We start from the raw sequence: 16,784 nt of genomic DNA, 5'->3' as shown, positions 1-16,784 counted from the left end.
GTATTATGAATACTATCACCTTGACGGAACGCAGGAAGTCCCGGCAGATTATAAAGAAATATCCTTTGTCTGCCTCAGACCGGATGGTAGTCTGGAACTGCCGAGTACACTCGGCATTGTATGCAGGTCAGTGTCAAAGAAGCTGGAAGGATTTGAAGATTTTCACTTTCACCAGTTACGGCACACCTACACCAGCAACCTGCTCTCGAATGGGGCGGCTCCGAAAGATGTACAGGAACTGTTAGGACATTCTGACGTAAGTACCACAATGAATATTTACGCTCACTCAACAAGAAAAGCTAAACGGGATTCCGCAAGACTTCTTGATAAAGTAGCGAGCAATGCTTAAATACAGAGAACTTGCCACTGGCAACTTCTCTTGCATACTTTGGCATAAAATTTCCCTTATTTCCCTTGCGGATTCCTCACAAGGGCAAAAATAAGGGAAAATACATATCATTTCACTATCTAAGGGGCTGGAAAGCCTGTAAAATAAGGAAAGTTCAGGAAATCTCTCCACAAAATCCGATTTGTCAAGTCGCTTCTTCAGCCATTCCCTCTGAATTTTGGTAAGAGTTGTCCGTTTCTGCAGCTTCTGCGCAGGCACCTTATGTCGGATTGCCTTAGTGATCTCGTCCATTGCGACCAGATCCTCCATACGCTTATTCCATGCAATGATCGCATCCGGATCCGCTGCATTAAATCCGGAACAAAGCGATTTTTTCTCTGCATTTCTCCATTGTTCGATATCAGCAGCAGATTCATCATTTACTATTCTGTACAGATTAAGTGCGGCATCTACCCCGTCCTGAATATTATCTGCTTCCGCATAAAGATTGGCTTCCCATAAACTGTGTGCAGAATTTTCCCACAGACGGACTCCAAGCTTCTGCTCCAGTTCATTCAGATCTTTGCCAAACAGTTTATTTTCTTTTGGATTGTCGCCAATACCAAAAATACGTACCACAAAGCTTCCGTCTCTCTGCTTCAGACCATGCAGCACCACATTGTCCGGAATTTCGCGGTCAGAAACTTCAATATAGGACAATACGCAATGATCGCCGATCTTAGAATTCCTATGTACATAGGAAATCTCCAGATAACAGCCTTCTCCGATCGTTGACCGGCTGCTGAGTACGCTGTTATATCCGGCCGTATCTCCCTTAATACTACTTCCGACTATACGGCTCCATCCAAGATCTTTGTACTCATCTACACCGCCGTTCATCAATCCGAGAATCTCACGGGTAGTTCCGAAATGGATAAATTTCGCCGGTGCAAGCCGCAACAGTTTCATTCTGTACGGACGCAACACATTCCATACACGCTCGCGCGCGGCTGTAAGCTCCGGACAAAATTCACCTTCCGGCTTCTCCTTATAGAACTCCTCCAATGTCGAATCCTCAGCCAGAGGATAAAGAAAATCTGCATATAAGGACAATCTTGTTTTTGCATTTACATGTCGGTCATAATCCTCCGGTGCTGCGATCAGAGAATACAGAGATTCCATCATTTCCGTACTGAAAATCAGCGCACCTGTATCAATATCTACACAATCGGAATCATTGACTGCACCAACTGATCTCAGTACCTCTACAGACTTCTTCTGCAGACAGCATTTCACATTTCCATTCTCACCATTCAGGTAAACACCATGGTTCTTGCCTGTCTCAACATGCTCTTTAAAGGAAATCGCAGCTGCGCCGACATTGTTATAATCAATCTGCAAAGGATTAAACAGCAGCAGCACATCGCCTGATAAGAGAACCATTCCCTCGCGGATACGTGACGGTACAGAACTCATGCAGATCATAAATTCATCAAACAATGTAGAATTACGTCCATTCGGCAGTTTATGCGGAACCGGTGAAAAAAGCTTGCCCAGTGCCGAATACTGCGGCACACGTTTACTGTCTCCACCGGAATGAATAACCAGCACACGAAGCTTTTCGAAAGATTCTTCCTTTGAACGGAGATATTTCAATACTTCCAGCGTCGCACCACCAGAGCCCACACGCAATCCATCACGATCAGGAATCGCTACAAATTTTGTGTGCTTTGGAAGAAAACTCTTACGTTCCTCCAGATGCTTCCTGAAACCTTCTGCCTGCTGCTCATTTGACGCGGTCAAAATCACATAATCCCATCTGGGGAATTTTTTCAGTTTTAAAGATCTGTTGTAATCATCCCAGCAATCTCTATATGCCTGGGATAAAAATAAAGATGGTATGTTCTTCATACGTAACTCTCTCCTTAAATATTAATCCTCAATAGTCAGTCTCGTTCTAGTTTACCATATTTCCTATAGCTATCTATGTGTAAGATTTTATTATTATTGCAATCCGCACATTTCATATTCTCATCTCCTGCCAAGCACTATCAAACATTTATTGTAACTGTTCAGTACCCTCACAGTTACGAGTCAAAATGCATTCTAAATCACCTTCGGTGATGGCATTTTGCCTTGTATGTCTCGGGATTTTGGCAGAAAACATGCCAAAACGCCTCGCGGGATACTACCTTCTGAATAGTTACCATTTATTTTCTTATTCCAAGTGAATACTTTGTCATCCGGATGCAGTTTTCTATGCCTTCTCTTACTTGCTGATCATCTTGAATATTCCGAATTTCGATTGGCATACACACTATTTGATTGCGGTCCACTTTCGTTGGTGTATTTGCTCCATATGCATTGGCGGTATAGTTCCAGAGGTCTTTGCAGCCAACAATCGTTACACACACATACATAGCAGTCGAACGTCCCAATTTTTGGTACATTGTTGATGTTCCATATATCAAGTTCTTGAGTTCTTCTACAAAGTCAAATATAATCAAATATCGCTCCGTTTTTAGCTGCTGGCTTTTTGAATTTTGTTCTCTTATCTCAAAATCTATTTTCAGCTCAACAGTACCATTATTAAAAATCTGTAGCTTCTCAAAATCTCGCAGTTTAGAATAATCAGGGAAATAGACACCGTCCACATTTGGAACTGCACGATCACGGATCATACCATTAAACAAATCATCAAAATCCAACTTTCCTTCTCTGTACATATCATACATCGGAACATAATCACTTCTAAATGTGGCTGGAATTATCTGTACAAGTGCAAATGGTTTTTTCGCTTCTGTGATGTGTTCTTCCAGTCGTTCTTTTCTAAAGCTCTTGATATCTTCTGACAGCATTGCAGCGTTTAAGAATCCATTTCGTATCTCTGTATAACTCATTGCCTGTTTTTTATTTCCATGTCTTATATAAAAATGAAACTGTCCTTCTGGTTCTTCTGTAATATATGGTTTATACAACCCCCGTTGAATATGAAGTACCACAACATATTTATCATCTTGTATTGAAATGAACGAAAAGTCAACCTCTGGCACAGTCGGGCGAATTGCCTGCAGTTCATTCCGGCGATCCAATTCAAAGCGATCAATATTAGAAATTGAAATACCCGCTAATATACTGGCTGCTCCAGAACTTTCTCCAATGCCAAAAAAGATGTAGCCCCCGTCTGCATTCGCAAAGGAGCAGACATCATTTCTGAACTCAGCTTGTTTTTCCCTCTTTTTGTCCTTATCTATAAGCGGTGCAAAATTCACCTTATAATCAATAAAATTATTCTCTCGATAGGCATCATTATTAAGAAGAACCTGAAGATCATCTGCGGTCCATTCTCTAAATTCTTTATTATTTATCTTCATGTGGTTTATTCCTCCTATCCAGAGTTGCTTCTTCACATCTGTTAATCTTCATTAAAAAGTGTCTAAAGCTCTGTACGGCACTTTTTCTTTTTAACTGTATCCCATTTCCGGGATCCTCATACGTCCTTTCTCCTGCCTTTCAGCCATAGTCATTTTTACTTTTCTGCCTCTTTTATAAAGTGTCCTTTTTTCACCGCTTCTGGTATAATGTTCTTATTAACACAGGCGGTGACACAACATGATCCAGTTATCAGATGAACAGTTAAATAATCTCGGCAAAGAAGCTCTCGTCGTTATCGTATCTTCTTTACAGGATCAGCTCCCTGCCCTGCGGTCCCAGCTGGATCATGCCAACGCTCAGCTCTCCCTGTTCGATTCCTTCAATGAAGTTGAATATCTGAAACAGAATTCTTTAAAATAAGCTGAGATCACTGGATCTTTTCTGTAACAGTATCGCTACCCCTGCACTGGTCGCTTCCATCATCAATGGTAAGTATACAAATGCCCTTCCTCTGGAACGACAGGGAAAACTTTTAAAACAAATGGTGTCCAGCTTTCCACAAATACCATGGCAAACTGGGTGATCAAAAGTACTTTATATATCTGTCCCTGATTTATGACCGCCTCCATGAACTGATCTATGACAGTAAGGTCATACATGCAGATGAGTCACCGGTAAAAGTTATGCGGATTGATCATGCAAAGATCAAAAACGGCAAGAAAACTTACATGTAGGTCTACCATAAGCTTGCAAAAGAACGCCAGGATCTTAAAGTCACAGGTTGCTGGATCCACACCAGAAGACCTTTTGCAGAATTCATAAAATCTGTCGGTCAGGACACTGCCAGAGGATTGATTGCCCAGGAAGCATACCGTATGATCACAGAGACCATGCACATCGACAATACCTTCGATGATCTCTCAGTTACAGACCGCAAAAAGCAGCGTCAGCTTGTTCTTTCTGAAAAAGTGGATGCTTATTTCGCATGGAAAAACAGAAGTACTTACAGGTGACTCACAACAGCACGATCGGAAAGGCTCTTGCTTACAGCATAAGTCAGGAAGAATATCTTCGTGTGTTTTTATCTGACGGGAATGTCCCAATGGACAACAGCTATGTAGAACAGCCAATCCAGCCTTTTACCATTGGCCGTAAAAACTTCGTAATGATTGAATCTTCCAATGGTACAAAGACAAGTGCGATCTTGTACAGCCTGGTCAAAACAGCGAAGGCAAACATGCTAAATATTTTTGAATATTTCAACCTACTGCTCACCGAGGTTCCACAGCACATGGAGGATAAAGATCTTCATTTTCTTGATGATCTCCTCCCATGGTCACCCAGAGTCCAGAAAGAATGCCCAAGTCGATACAAAAAGTCTTGATTTTTCAATGTGCCTATCTATTCTGTAAAATCTGCTCAATCCTCGCTAGAATGCGGGGATTTTTGATACCCATTACTCATGTTTGAGGATTTACTCTTGGTCCATAAGTTGTTCCTTTCCAACATCACTTTTTCCTTTGCTTATATCCAACTGGTGGGACTGCATCCTTTGGAATATGCCACGGCGATCCTTATTTCAATATGCCTTTGCATTTTAGACTCTTACCTTATTACCCATCTTTTATATAATTATCCATTGTTTCAAGCAATGAATCCATATTATTTTTTCCAAATCCTGCTCTAAAATTCACATATGCTAGACCCTTTTCAATTGTATGATACCATCTAGTAATAACAGCTTCATATTGTTCAAAATTCGAACATTTATTCCCTTTAAAAGCGCACTCATCAAAACGATTCTCGTATTCTTTACTTTTATTGTTCAGTTGTTTTTTTACATCTAATTTACGTTTAATCTTTCCCAAAATTTTCATTTATGTCCAATCCTTTCACTAAAAAGACTTAAATTATCCTTTTATTATTCTTACAATAAAATTCAACCTTGAAGGAAGAACTTTTTCTGCTAATGTGCAAATATATTTGAACTCGGCTGTTTTTCTAAAAAGTATAATGTATATGATATTAGGCAAAATAATACAAATAATTATTTTTATAGCAAACAACCATATACCCTTATCTGGAATTATTGCACAAATAATAAATGCAGGAATGACACCCAAGAACAGTACTATTATATACAGCCCAATTTTTTTCAAATAGTCTTTCATTTTACTTTCATACATCGTAGTAAACAAATTATGAAGCAACCATGGTATACTTATTACAACTTGACTTATAACTGTAGACAAAACAACTCCATATAAACCAAGCCATTTAACCGTCATCAAATTTAACACCAGATTGATTAGGGAACTTATTAATGGACGAAATCTATCCTGATGCCAAATTCCTGCTGCATCTTTGAACATACAAAACATTTTGACAAGCTCATATACAAAGAAATATATACATATACAGATAACAATACTATAATCTAATACTAATTTATCTCCCACCCATATCTTCATAAATGGCTGAAATAAGCATAACAAGCAAACTGTGCACCATCCTGTAAGCCAAAAAATGACAAGTGAAATCGCACTAAAAATCTGATAATTCTTTTCTTTGCTTTCAATAACGAGACTATTTCCAATACCTGCTGCACACGAATCATATATCACTGCAACAAACGCCATCAATGAGGAAATAACAAAATAGTAATTTTGATAAATAGCCAACACTGTAAGACCCAAAAAGGCAGATATCACAACCGTATCTGCTGAAGATGTAATTGTTCCTCCTACTTTTGCTGTAAATAAATCTTTAACCTTTCTATTTATCTCCCTAATTTCTTTATAATCTAGTTTTCCCTCTGGTCTAAAATTAGGAAACATTTTTTGAGCACAAATCGCTGTTACAACATTATTTATAATTTGTGATGCAATAGCAATAATCAAAAAAACATAATAGTTTTTAAATATAACCAACATAGAAATTTGGAGAAAATACTTGAAACTCTCGGCAAATAACGTGATTTTACTTATCACATCATTCCTCTGATGTGCAACGATAATGCAGTTCTTATATGCAAACAACCAATATGTCAAAACTGTCGCTCCCAGATTCAATCCGTATAAAATATATAGATTTAATCCACCTGGAATATCTCCCTTAATCAGTCTTGGCAAAAATGGCACTATAATAATTCCAGCACATAAAATTATCAATCCAATAATACGATAATACAATCTATATAGCCGCATTAAGGCACATATTTTTTTCTCATCATCATCTGCAATAGGTTTATACATACTATAAACCATTGCATTTCCTACCCCTAATTCTGCCATATTAAGAATCTGCAATATAGATGCAAATAGACTATTTAATCCCAAATATCCAACGCCAAGTTGATATATCATAACCGTTCTTATAATAAACGGCATCACGATTTGGTAGATTTTAAGTATTGAACCAAATACTATATTTTTTGATGTATTTTTTGATCTTTCTATTTTCATAAAAAATCTTCCTATTATTCCTCCATAAGTATATCAAAACAATTTTGACCCTGTACTACCTTACGAATACTCGAGATCTTTTGTGATTCTAATAAGTATCTTTCTTCCATCTCTTTTATTGCAGATACAAGTTTTTCCTCTCCAACTCCTTTGCGAATATCTAGCATATAATTATTCTGTTCAAATAAGGCCAATAACTCCACATATTTCGTTGCCCATCCCAATACAATACAAGGAACATCATTTTTATAAGCGTGTACAATTGAATGATATCTCGATGCTATTGCAAAATTCATTTGAGTAACAAATGCACTGTATTCCAGACAATTCAATTCTTGTTCTACTAACTCAACTCTTTCACTGTCCTCAAAACATGATTTTATTTTTCTGCAAAGTTCTAAATCTTCATGCGCATGGCTTACTAAATAAATTTTATATCGTACGTTTATACATTCAATTGCCTTAACAAAAAAAGAAATCACTTCTTTCTCCGTTTTATTTTCCAACAACTTGTAATTCGGCAAAACTGCTATATTAAACTTACCTGTTGCTTTAGGATAAATCAAAGATGGTCTATGGGAAAATACAAGAGAAAAATCCAAATTTTTATTTTCAAGAACTAAGTCTGTTGACACTCTGACATTACTTAATCCGTATTTATTTTGAAGCAAATCTGCACCTTCTTTTTCTCTTGCAAAAATTGTTTTACAATATGGCAGATACTCCTTAATATATTTTTCAATGGCAACCTTAGAGTTATTGTATTCAAACGGTCCGAATGATTGTGGAAACAAATACACTGTTGTATTATGCTTTTTTGCATACCGTATTAAGTTTATATAATTCATATTTGCGGCAATTGGCCAGTTGGATGCCAAACCATAGCCACTAATATCAACAATGGCAGTTTTCGATGTTAAAATTTGATTATAAATCTTCTCGATTTTTTTCAAATCGCCTGTAACCATATTTAATATACAATATTTCAAAAATGATTTTATTTTTTCCAAGCGAAAATCTCTAGCTAAATAACGACGTACTTCAACATTATCTTCTATAAATACAGTTCTTAAATTAGAGTGTTTTTTTTCCTCTAATTTAGCATTTCCAACTAATGTATAAATTTCCGCCTGTGGAAATCTTCTTCTAATTTCGCAAATCGCAATATACATCATTGCTTCTGCACCTTTATTGTTGAAATTACCTCCAACAATCAAAAAAGTATCAAAACTCATTTTGCGCCTCCTCATATGAGTCCATTACTTGCTCCAATAAGCACATAAACACTACAAGTATAAGAAAATTGCTCCAATACCAATGTGCTTCATTCATACATCCAATAATCCAATATAATGGCATTACAAAAAATAAATATACGCCATTTTTCAACAGTTTATACGCATATTTATAAATCTTTCCAAATATAGCAATTATCCACAGAAATCCTATTCCTCCGTAAAAGAACACTATACCAAATACCCCATTATCTACCCAAGATATCCCCTCTCCAGCTCGTGCTGCAACATATGCAGGATGCCACTGCGTATTTATATAGCCAGCTCCAAGAATAGGATGTTCATAAACTGTTTGAAGATAAAACTCTCGGCCAATATCTCTAATAGCTAATGTATCAATTTTCCCAGTTCTGTTAATTGCTGGCAGTATACTTTGTATTACCTCTGTATTGCTAATCATGACAGCAAAAACAACTCCTAATATCACAAAGAGCATTTTTACTGATCCTCCCTTTCTCCAAAGAAGAACGCCTATCATTATAGCTGCAGCGACAGAAATAAAATTCAATCTCATTTTTCCAACTGCAAGAATCACAAGCATAGCAGCGAGAATCACAAAAGAATTAAAAATAATCTTCTCTTTATGAAAAATTTTATCCAAACAAATAAAAATCAACAGACACAATAGTATCGTACTGATATAATATCTAGTTGATGAATACACATTATTCTTTTTCACTGCAAGAAATGTAACCATATTTCTTAGAATGAACTGTCCCAAGTACAAAATTATCTCAGCTATTCCAACTTTATAGATCAGTTTCTCGATTTTTTCATACGCTAATATCTCGTTACCCATCAACTTCCTTATTGGAAAATAGGACAACGCAAAAACTAAAAAGTAACGTTGTGGACGAATTCCCAAACCGATTCCCTGTCCATATAAACGGTAGCTTTGAATCGAACTAAGAAAAACCAAAAATACAGAGAATATCATAATCCACTTAAATCTGTATTTCACTTCATTAGTATTTTTATAATGTTGCGTTACTGCTATGATCCATATTACTGTAATAATAAGAACGCTATCAATTATTGGAACACCCATAATTCTTTGATCTGGTCCAATCAAACTCAAAAAATTTTCACTTAACAATACTGTAAGGATTAGTCCCCAGTATGCTAATGTACTTACTTTTACCAGCAAAAGCGCACCTCCATTTATCTTTTACAACCTCTTGATAAATTGTGCTGGATTTCCAGCCCAAACTTCATCGTGTGGAATAGACTTTGTTACAACAGATCCAGCTCCCACTATACTTCTTTCACCAATTGTGACACCTTTCAAAATAATAGAACGTGTTCCGATAAATGCTCCATCTTTAATCATAATAGGTGCAGCATTTATATTTTTGTCACCATGAATTCTATCTTCATAATTCACAGAGTGAAAATCATTATCATAAATTCTGCAATCAGACCCAATATTAACATCCTTGCCTATCGTTACCGATACCCTTGCCGTAATATGCGTATTGGATAATCCTGAATTTTCTCCTATGGTTATTGCCTCCCCACACAAGATTAAAGACAGTATATTCTCCGCCTATTGGATTTGCGCGCCAGTCTGATACAATACGAACATTTTTCTTGATTTTAAGCAAACCATCTCCGCCGCATAAACGCACTCGACCAAATATCTTTACATCTTTTGATATCTCTGCATGTTTTCTATAAAATTCAAGTTTATTCCATAAATTACAATAGCAATAATATATTTTTCTAAACATTTCTTTTCCTCGTTAGCAATGGTGTGTTGTATTAATTGTAATGTCCGGAGAAACAGTAATCTTAGTTTTGTTTCCAATTAAATATGTTCCCCACCATCCAAATGAACTATTTGTAATAATCGCATGTTTACAAAGACTAATTAATTGCATATCTCTATAACTCTCTTCGCCTTTATTCCAATCCACAAAATATACTTGATCTTTTTCAAAATTCAATCCAAAGATTTTTTCATTATCTTTACACCATTGTACACTTCCTGGATCACAGAAAAAAACAAAAACGGGATTATCTACATATTTTCTAATTAGATTTGTTGCCCTTTGAAAATAGCCATATTTATAACAGCTTCCATTAAAACTCAACATATCTCCACGCCTTGCGTGAATCGCTACCGAATTACAATTTCCCAAAAATCTAGCCATTTCATTATTTTTTTCATCTCGAAACTCAGGAAAAATAAATGTATTCCGAATTGCGGCATCAATTCTCTCAATATCATTATTTCGATACTTAAAAGATAACCATTGACCTGTAAATACATTATCTTGATTTGCATTCAAAAATATATTTTCTCTATTATCTACCTCTTGAAGTTTCTTTTTTTCTTGAATATGATACATTAATCTTTTCAATGTATCACCTAATTTCGTATCCACAATTTTCGAACGAAGTGTTTTCCTTCCTGAGTATCGCGCTAGAAAATTGGGTTCTTCAAAATCTCCTCTTATGTTCTTCACTGGAAATCCACAATCATTAAATGCCTTCGTAAACCAGACTGGATAGTTCCAATTCCTTTTCCAAAACTCACTCGATCGAATTTCTCCCATGAATTTTTCCCATTTTTTTTCGTCGAATCGTTCTCTAATATTAGGTGCATTTATCCCAAATATACGATTCAACTCATATCCATTCCATTGACAAATAATATCATTGCATTCCGGGATGTCATAAATAACAGTTTCAACATAGACATCATCCTCCGGATTCATCATTTTTAATGCTATATATTCGCAAAAGCTCAGCATCTGATTTCCCAAGCCTGATTCTATATGAACAATTTTCATGACGTTCCTCCTAATCCAATCTATCACAAATAAATATCTTAGAGCTATTTTCGCTTATTTTTTTTGCTGGATTTCCTGCAATTGTAATTCCTGGTTCCATAAACGACTTTACAACAACTGCACCTGCACCTATCGCTATATCATCAGCAATAACTATATCTCCTATAATTTTTGCACCGCTTCCAATAAATACATTGTTGCCAATTTGAGGTGCTTTTTCATTCCCAGATGCACCTATATTTACACCTTCTTGCATTCTACAATTTTTACCGATTTTGGCATTGGAATTCACAACGATTGTTCCATAATGTGCAATAGAAAGTCCAGGTCCAAATACATTAAGTGGAATACTAAAACCACATTTAACACTCCACCAATGAAACACTATTTTTCTCATTAATTTATATGGAAGATATAAAATTCCGTTTTTACAGTTAACCGCATACTCCGCTTTTCTTAAAGCTATTTGAAATTTCCACACCTCATCATAGAATGGTCGAGGCTTTTTTTCATTCTCATAAAGCATTAGTGCGATTTTATCTTGTTTTAGATAAAAAAGTAATTCTTCCTTATTTTTTATCATATTTCTCCTATCATTTCACTCTATATAAGAGTGCTACAGGAAATGCAAGGATACTTATACCTTTAGCTTCTGAATTCGCTAGCAATTCTTTTATACTTATTTTTCCATACATTCCATATCTATAGTAATTAATGCAAAAGAACAAACGTTCCTTAAATGGAATTTCTTTTATACCAGAACTTAGATTATCCGCACTAGCTCTTGATTTAGGGCTTTTTTTTGCCATCTCTTTTCCATTTCTGGTAAGACCATCTTCCAAATATTCAGTGATATAAATCACCGAATTAAACCACCTGAATTTATAATCATCTTTGCTCAGCTGATTCCATAAATATCTTTCTGGCATAAAACGCTCGTTAGTGTATGCTGGAAACTTATACTGTTTGAGAATATCTGTCCTTATAATTTCAGCTCTATCCCCAGCAATTTTCATTCCATAGCGATACTGAACTGATGTGGCATCAATAAAATCTCTTTTTTTATTTTCTTCTGTAATCTCAATATTTCCTTCTTGAATATTTCCTGTACTCCACACTTTACCTTTAGAGTCTCCTCGTAAACCAACTACGCCAGCAAACCCACTAAGAAAATCAATTTGATCGCAGTATCTTTTTGAAATTATAAGAGCATCCTCAGTTAGCATATCATCGCTATCAACAATAAAAAACCATTTTCCTCTGGCTTTTTCTGCCCCTATATTTATAGCTACATGCTTTCCTTCATTACACTTATATATATATCGAATATTTATTCTTTTCTCAGAAATAAACTCATTCACTAATTCTTTAGTGTCATCAGTCGATCCATCGTCGATAATCAGCCATTCGAAATCTCGAAAAGACTGTAATTTTAAAGAATTATATAAATCTCTCAACTTATAGGCTCTATTGTAAGTTGGAGTAAATATTGTAAAAAAAAATTCACTCATAATTTTCTCCTATTTTGTTCCTCAATTGCCTCTTCAACTGTTGCTGTCAATCTTTTTCCAACACTTCCCCAATTTAATGAGTCTTGATAAAATGCGAATGTATTCATCGCAAGCGATTTATACATTTCTTTGTCCGTTAAAACAGGAAGAATCTTTTTTACATATTCATTTGCAGTATCATCAGTTTCCAATAAAAAACCATTTCTTTCTGTGACTACACCACTTACTCCTCCTGTATTCGTTGCAATTACTGGAACACCAAATGCGCTTGCTTCAGTATATGCGATTCCTTGAGCCTCTTGTTTACTCGGCTGCAGATAAAAGTCCGATTTCAAAAATTCATTTTGAAGACGTTCATTTTCAGTTGGAATAGATTTATCTAAAAATCCTATCAGTTCAATATATTTTTTTTGAGAATCGTTAATAACCGGCTTGCATCCAACAACAATTAGACGAGAATGATACCCCATTTGATTCAACAAAGTTACAATCTCCAATGCCAACGGGCCACCTTTTCTTTCCCAATTTCTTCCGACAAATAAGAAACGATACTCACCCTTGGATGTCACGCAAGCTCTATTTTCTACCCACTTTCTTATATCATTCATTTTCAATCCATGATAGATATTAGCGCCCCTATTTATTACCACACATTTTTGAGGATCTATTCCATAACACTTTATTGCAGTATTAGTAGCCCATTGTGATGCATAAATTGCACGATTACAATTTTCCAATGCCATCTTCTCTACTAAATTACCATGTTTAAGACTAAATGAAGCCCAATCTTTAGGATTCCAATAGTAATCCAACATTCCACCAAACGATGCATCCGTATAAAATACAATAGGTTTTTTTCCTTTGTAAAATGCACAGAGTACACTTGTTTGAGAAAATACTGCATCAAAATCTAAATTTTTTGATCGTTTCTCAATTTCAGAAGCCATTTTTTTCAATACATAGGGTTCTCGCAGAATATCTGTCTGTTTAGACGAAAGCTTACTTACTATTTTCAAAAAAAATGAAAACCATTTTGGAATATGTAAATCATCAATTACTGTCACTTCATTTCCAGCATCAATCAATGCATTTTTAACAGATACTACTGTACCTGATGAAACTCCATTATCATTAATTTTGTAAGGAGTGATATATAATATTTTCATTTATTTCCCTTCTCTTTACATTTATTATCAATTCTTAGTAGTTCTTCTCTTTACAATTTTTCTAAGAAAACGATATGGTTTTCCTCCTAGTAAGCTAGCAAGAAATTTCTTTATGGCTAGTTGTAGCTTAAAACTACTTGTTCCCCAAGTTGCCATACAGTGATGAACCAAATATGTATTCTTCGTAATTTCAAAGCTTGAATTATCTGCGTCAAAAGCGCCAAATGTTTTATAATTAAACACATGAATATCTCCAATATTTTGTGCCTTTCCGTTTATTATAAGACCATATTTTTTCAGGCATTCAGTAACGTAGACCGTGTTCGCAGTCAGATCATTGCTTCCGTCTTGGTTAATAAAGCTCCTTGTTAAATACGCTTCCAATAATTCATTAATCACCTGACTATCTTTTTGGGCTGCCATAAACCCTGTCATTAATAATGTATCTGATTCAAAGGAAAAAATCTCACTCGCATCCAATTCAGATGTAAAATCTTTCAAAATCTCTACATCTGTATCCAAATAAACTCCACCGTATGTTTTCAAAGCATATAGTCTCGCAACATCTGAAACAAAGGCATATTTTCTCCGCTGATATGCTTCTTCCGTGTATCTACAATAATCTATTGAAAAATTTTTCTCATTCCATTCTATTATCTGATATCCCGGTAAAATATTTTTCCATCCATCAATGTATTTTTGTACTTTTTCCGGTTTATCTAATCCTCCAAACCAACAATAATGAATTATTTTGGGAATCATCACTTCACCTTGCTTTCATACAGTTTTTCTAGTTGTTTGATATGTGCTGCAAACGAATATTTTTCTTTTACAATTTTCTGGCTTTGCTTTCCTGCTTGTTTTCTATACTGATCATTACTAAGTAACAGTACTAAGTAATTCGTAAACCCCTGTATATCTCCTGGATCACAACAATATCCATTCTCTCCATTATGAACAATCTTAGGAATTCCACCAACATTCGTACTTACAACAGGTAAACCATACCCCATTGCATCTAACACAGACATGGGCATTCCTTCGTTATAAGATGGCAAGAAAAAAACATCTGCCTCTTTTAACGCTTTATCCTTTTTTGCTTCACGAATCCAACCAGGGAAAACAATATTATCCATAATATTTTTTTCCCTGATTAATTTTTTTATAGCCTCTTCGTCAGTCTCCGATCCTGCCCCTGCCATAATACACTTAACGTTTGGTATTTTTTCTTTTACACGTTTAATAACTTCCGGTATATCATAACACCCTTTTCGTCTACCAAGTTCGCCCAAAAAAAGAATCATTTCATTGCATTTTCTCTTTTGACGTTGCTCTAAAACGTCCTCATAAAGAGTGCTATAATTTTCTATGACAACTATCTTCTCATTTGAAACTATTTGGCATAGATTTTTTTTCCACTCTTCTGATAAAGCAATCAAGACAGTACACTTGTTATATATTTTTTTTATTCTCTTTTTCTTATTTTCTGAAGCATTCACATAAAAGTCATCAAAGTCTGCCCCATGAATATGATTAATAACCGGCACCTTGGCCCAAGTTGCCATATAAATAAAAGGCATTTTCCGGTAAAATGATGGTCCAAATGAAGAGTGGATATGTACTAAATCTGGTTTATGCAATAAAAGGACTCGAATAAAATGAAGATAGCCACAAATTCCTTTTAAGAGTTTTTCAAACTTACTCCCATCTTTATACGACTCAACATATGTAATATCATATTTTTTTTCTAATTCTGATCCTCTATATCCATTAACAACAGCTGCTATTCCACCTTTTACCATTGGATTTGGAACCACCATACAAATCCGTTTTTTCATAGAATTCACTCCAATATTTTTGTTATTACTTTTTTTGATTTTTTTCCAATAAAGTGCCAAGATAACCACGCCAATAAAAATGTAACACCCAAATATAGCAGCAATGGCATAATCCACGGCAGGTAATTCATCAGCTTGAAATGCACAATTATATTAAGTACAATCCAATGGTACAAAAACATTCCGTATGTGATGTCACATCTGAATCGAATCGCAGGCAACTTATACGCCCCCCCTATAGTAATTAACGGACACAAAACTCCTACAACAATATCAGCATAATATCCAGGAATTGCGAAAGGTATTAACCGAATGAATATATAAAGAACTAACAGTGGGAAGAAAAACTTACTCAATTTAGTCAAAACATCTTCTCTTCGTACGTAACAAAACACTCCGATAAAAAACCATATCGCATATGGTAAAAACACTCTCTCAAGCAGTTTGGCTGGTAAGCCACCCATTTTTTCTGCAATATATCCAGCAAAAATATTAATAGCCACTAACACACCAAGAAAAATATACCATTCTTTATTCACTAATTTTTTCAATTTCGGATATATGACTCCCAGTACAACGTAAAGTTGAATTTCTACAAATATCGTCCATAATGCCCCATTCACGCTTCCTGTTGCAAATTTAACCAAACAAGACGGTGTGTTAGCTATTCCGAATATTTGTGTTCCCAACCACACTATAATAGATTTGTCCAGCTGTTTTCGAACCAGAAGAACAATAACTCCCAGATTAACTACCGTACACATCCACAACTCTGGATACATTCTAAAAACACGTTTAACAAAAAATTCCTTTCTATTTTTTGAACGTTCAAAGGAAGCAGCTATTAAATATCCACTCATTGAGAATAAAATTACCACTCCAGGAAAAAAAGCCGCAACATTTCGCAAGAAATGCATAATTTCAAGTCCTTCTGTTGATAATGTCAAAGCATATCTTGTATAATGAAGCATCATAACTGATAATGCTGCCCAATATCGGATGAGATCGAAGC

General features: G+C 35.4%; 18 protein-coding genes and 1 pseudogene. 4 read left to right on the top strand and 15 right to left on the bottom strand.

Annotated elements, in window-relative coordinates; genetic code table 11:
- The coding region (locus H8Z79_RS08145) for a tyrosine-type recombinase/integrase (RefSeq protein WP_187002790.1) at window positions 1–349 on the top strand (349 nt) is incomplete at its 5' end.
- On the opposite strand, the gene H8Z79_RS08140 is transcribed toward H8Z79_RS08145, so the two are convergent.
- Both H8Z79_RS08140 and H8Z79_RS08135 read right to left on the bottom strand, forming a co-directional pair.
- A complete protein-coding gene (locus tag H8Z79_RS08140) occupies window positions 287–2,239 on the bottom strand; it encodes a fucose pyrophosphorylase domain-containing protein (protein WP_187002789.1) in 1,953 nt (650 codons plus the stop codon). The two genes, H8Z79_RS08145 and H8Z79_RS08140, sit on opposite strands and share 63 nt — an antisense overlap.
- A 299-nt stretch (window positions 2,240–2,538) precedes the next feature.
- Window positions 2,539–3,702: an ATP-binding protein gene (locus H8Z79_RS08135; RefSeq protein ID WP_118039475.1), complete on the bottom strand. Its 1,164-nt coding sequence runs from the start codon at window positions 3,700–3,702 to the stop codon at window positions 2,539–2,541.
- 238 nt (window positions 3,703–3,940) lie between these two features.
- Here H8Z79_RS08135 and H8Z79_RS08130 point away from each other — a divergent pair, with 238 nt between their 5' ends.
- The 3 genes and pseudogenes from H8Z79_RS08130 (at window position 3,941) to H8Z79_RS17600 (ending at window position 5,087) form a co-directional block, all read left to right on the top strand.
- On the top strand, window positions 3,941–4,123 hold the full coding sequence (locus tag H8Z79_RS08130) for a hypothetical protein (RefSeq protein ID WP_118039476.1): 183 nt from the start codon (window positions 3,941–3,943) through the stop codon (window positions 4,121–4,123).
- 368 nt (window positions 4,124–4,491) lie between these two features.
- Window positions 4,492–4,835 (top strand): annotated as a pseudogene (locus H8Z79_RS17125) (IS66 family transposase); the annotation flags it as partial.
- Between the two features lie 33 nt (window positions 4,836–4,868).
- The gene (locus H8Z79_RS17600) at window positions 4,869–5,087 is read left to right on the top strand and encodes a transposase domain-containing protein (protein WP_225876948.1); all 219 of its coding nucleotides are present in this window, start codon (window positions 4,869–4,871) and stop codon (window positions 5,085–5,087) included.
- Window positions 5,088–5,316: 229 nt separating this feature from the next.
- Here the strand turns inward: H8Z79_RS17600 and H8Z79_RS08115 are convergent, their stop codons facing one another.
- From H8Z79_RS08115 to H8Z79_RS08055, 13 genes are read right to left on the bottom strand one after another with little or no spacing between them, the layout of a single operon-like run.
- Window positions 5,317–5,580: a hypothetical protein gene (locus H8Z79_RS08115; protein ID WP_187002788.1), complete on the bottom strand. Its 264-nt coding sequence runs from the start codon at window positions 5,578–5,580 to the stop codon at window positions 5,317–5,319.
- Window positions 5,581–5,613: 33 nt separating this feature from the next.
- Window positions 5,614–7,167 (bottom strand): lipopolysaccharide biosynthesis protein, encoded by a 1,554-nt coding sequence (locus H8Z79_RS08110; RefSeq protein ID WP_118039482.1) that lies wholly within the window; start codon window positions 7,165–7,167, stop codon window positions 5,614–5,616.
- A 14-nt stretch (window positions 7,168–7,181) separates the two neighbouring features.
- Window positions 7,182–8,402: a polysaccharide pyruvyl transferase family protein gene (locus H8Z79_RS08105; protein WP_182279221.1), complete on the bottom strand. Its 1,221-nt coding sequence runs from the start codon at window positions 8,400–8,402 to the stop codon at window positions 7,182–7,184.
- Window positions 8,392–9,609, bottom strand: a complete 1,218-nt coding sequence (locus H8Z79_RS08100; protein WP_118039484.1) for a hypothetical protein — start codon at window positions 9,607–9,609, stop codon at window positions 8,392–8,394. Before H8Z79_RS08100 ends, H8Z79_RS08105 begins: the two co-directional genes overlap by 11 nt.
- Window positions 9,610–9,630: 21 nt before the next feature.
- Window positions 9,631–9,846, bottom strand: coding sequence for an acyltransferase (locus H8Z79_RS08095; protein ID WP_270498955.1), 216 nt, complete (start codon window positions 9,844–9,846; stop codon window positions 9,631–9,633).
- Window positions 9,847–9,889: 43 nt separating this feature from the next.
- Entirely contained in the window at window positions 9,890–10,192 is a 303-nt protein-coding gene (locus tag H8Z79_RS08090; RefSeq protein WP_182279222.1) for a hypothetical protein, read from the bottom strand.
- A 12-nt stretch (window positions 10,193–10,204) separates the two neighbouring features.
- Entirely contained in the window at window positions 10,205–11,257 is a 1,053-nt protein-coding gene (locus H8Z79_RS08085; RefSeq protein WP_207662810.1) for an alpha-1,2-fucosyltransferase, read from the bottom strand.
- A gap of 10 nt (window positions 11,258–11,267) precedes the next feature.
- Window positions 11,268–11,840 (bottom strand): serine O-acetyltransferase, encoded by a 573-nt coding sequence (locus tag H8Z79_RS08080; RefSeq protein ID WP_118039486.1) that lies wholly within the window; start codon window positions 11,838–11,840, stop codon window positions 11,268–11,270.
- Window positions 11,841–11,850: 10 nt separating this feature from the next.
- Complete coding sequence (locus H8Z79_RS08075; RefSeq protein WP_118039487.1) at window positions 11,851–12,768, bottom strand: glycosyltransferase family 2 protein; 918 nt, start codon at window positions 12,766–12,768, stop codon at window positions 11,851–11,853.
- Entirely contained in the window at window positions 12,765–13,934 is a 1,170-nt protein-coding gene (locus H8Z79_RS08070; RefSeq protein ID WP_118039488.1) for a glycosyltransferase family 4 protein, read from the bottom strand. Before H8Z79_RS08070 ends, H8Z79_RS08075 begins: the two co-directional genes overlap by 4 nt.
- Window positions 13,935–13,961: 27 nt before the next feature.
- The gene (locus tag H8Z79_RS08065; protein WP_118039489.1) at window positions 13,962–14,696 is read right to left on the bottom strand and encodes a glycosyltransferase family 32 protein; all 735 of its coding nucleotides are present in this window, start codon (window positions 14,694–14,696) and stop codon (window positions 13,962–13,964) included.
- Window positions 14,696–15,772: a glycosyltransferase family 4 protein gene (locus tag H8Z79_RS08060; protein WP_207662811.1), complete on the bottom strand. Its 1,077-nt coding sequence runs from the start codon at window positions 15,770–15,772 to the stop codon at window positions 14,696–14,698. The genes H8Z79_RS08065 and H8Z79_RS08060 overlap by 1 nt, the downstream gene beginning before the upstream one ends.
- A gap of 5 nt (window positions 15,773–15,777) precedes the next feature.
- The gene (locus tag H8Z79_RS08055) at window positions 15,778–16,773 is read right to left on the bottom strand and encodes an acyltransferase family protein (RefSeq protein ID WP_279210228.1); all 996 of its coding nucleotides are present in this window, start codon (window positions 16,771–16,773) and stop codon (window positions 15,778–15,780) included.
- Between the last annotated feature and the right edge of the window lie 11 nt (window positions 16,774–16,784).

Origin of the sequence: Blautia intestinalis (genome assembly GCF_014297355.1) — a bacterium.
In the GTDB taxonomy this organism is placed as follows: Bacteria; Bacillota; Clostridia; order Lachnospirales; family Lachnospiraceae; genus Blautia_A; species Blautia_A intestinalis.
The sequence above is the reverse complement of the archived record's forward strand: the minus strand, read 5'-3'. Positions and strand labels throughout refer to the sequence as shown.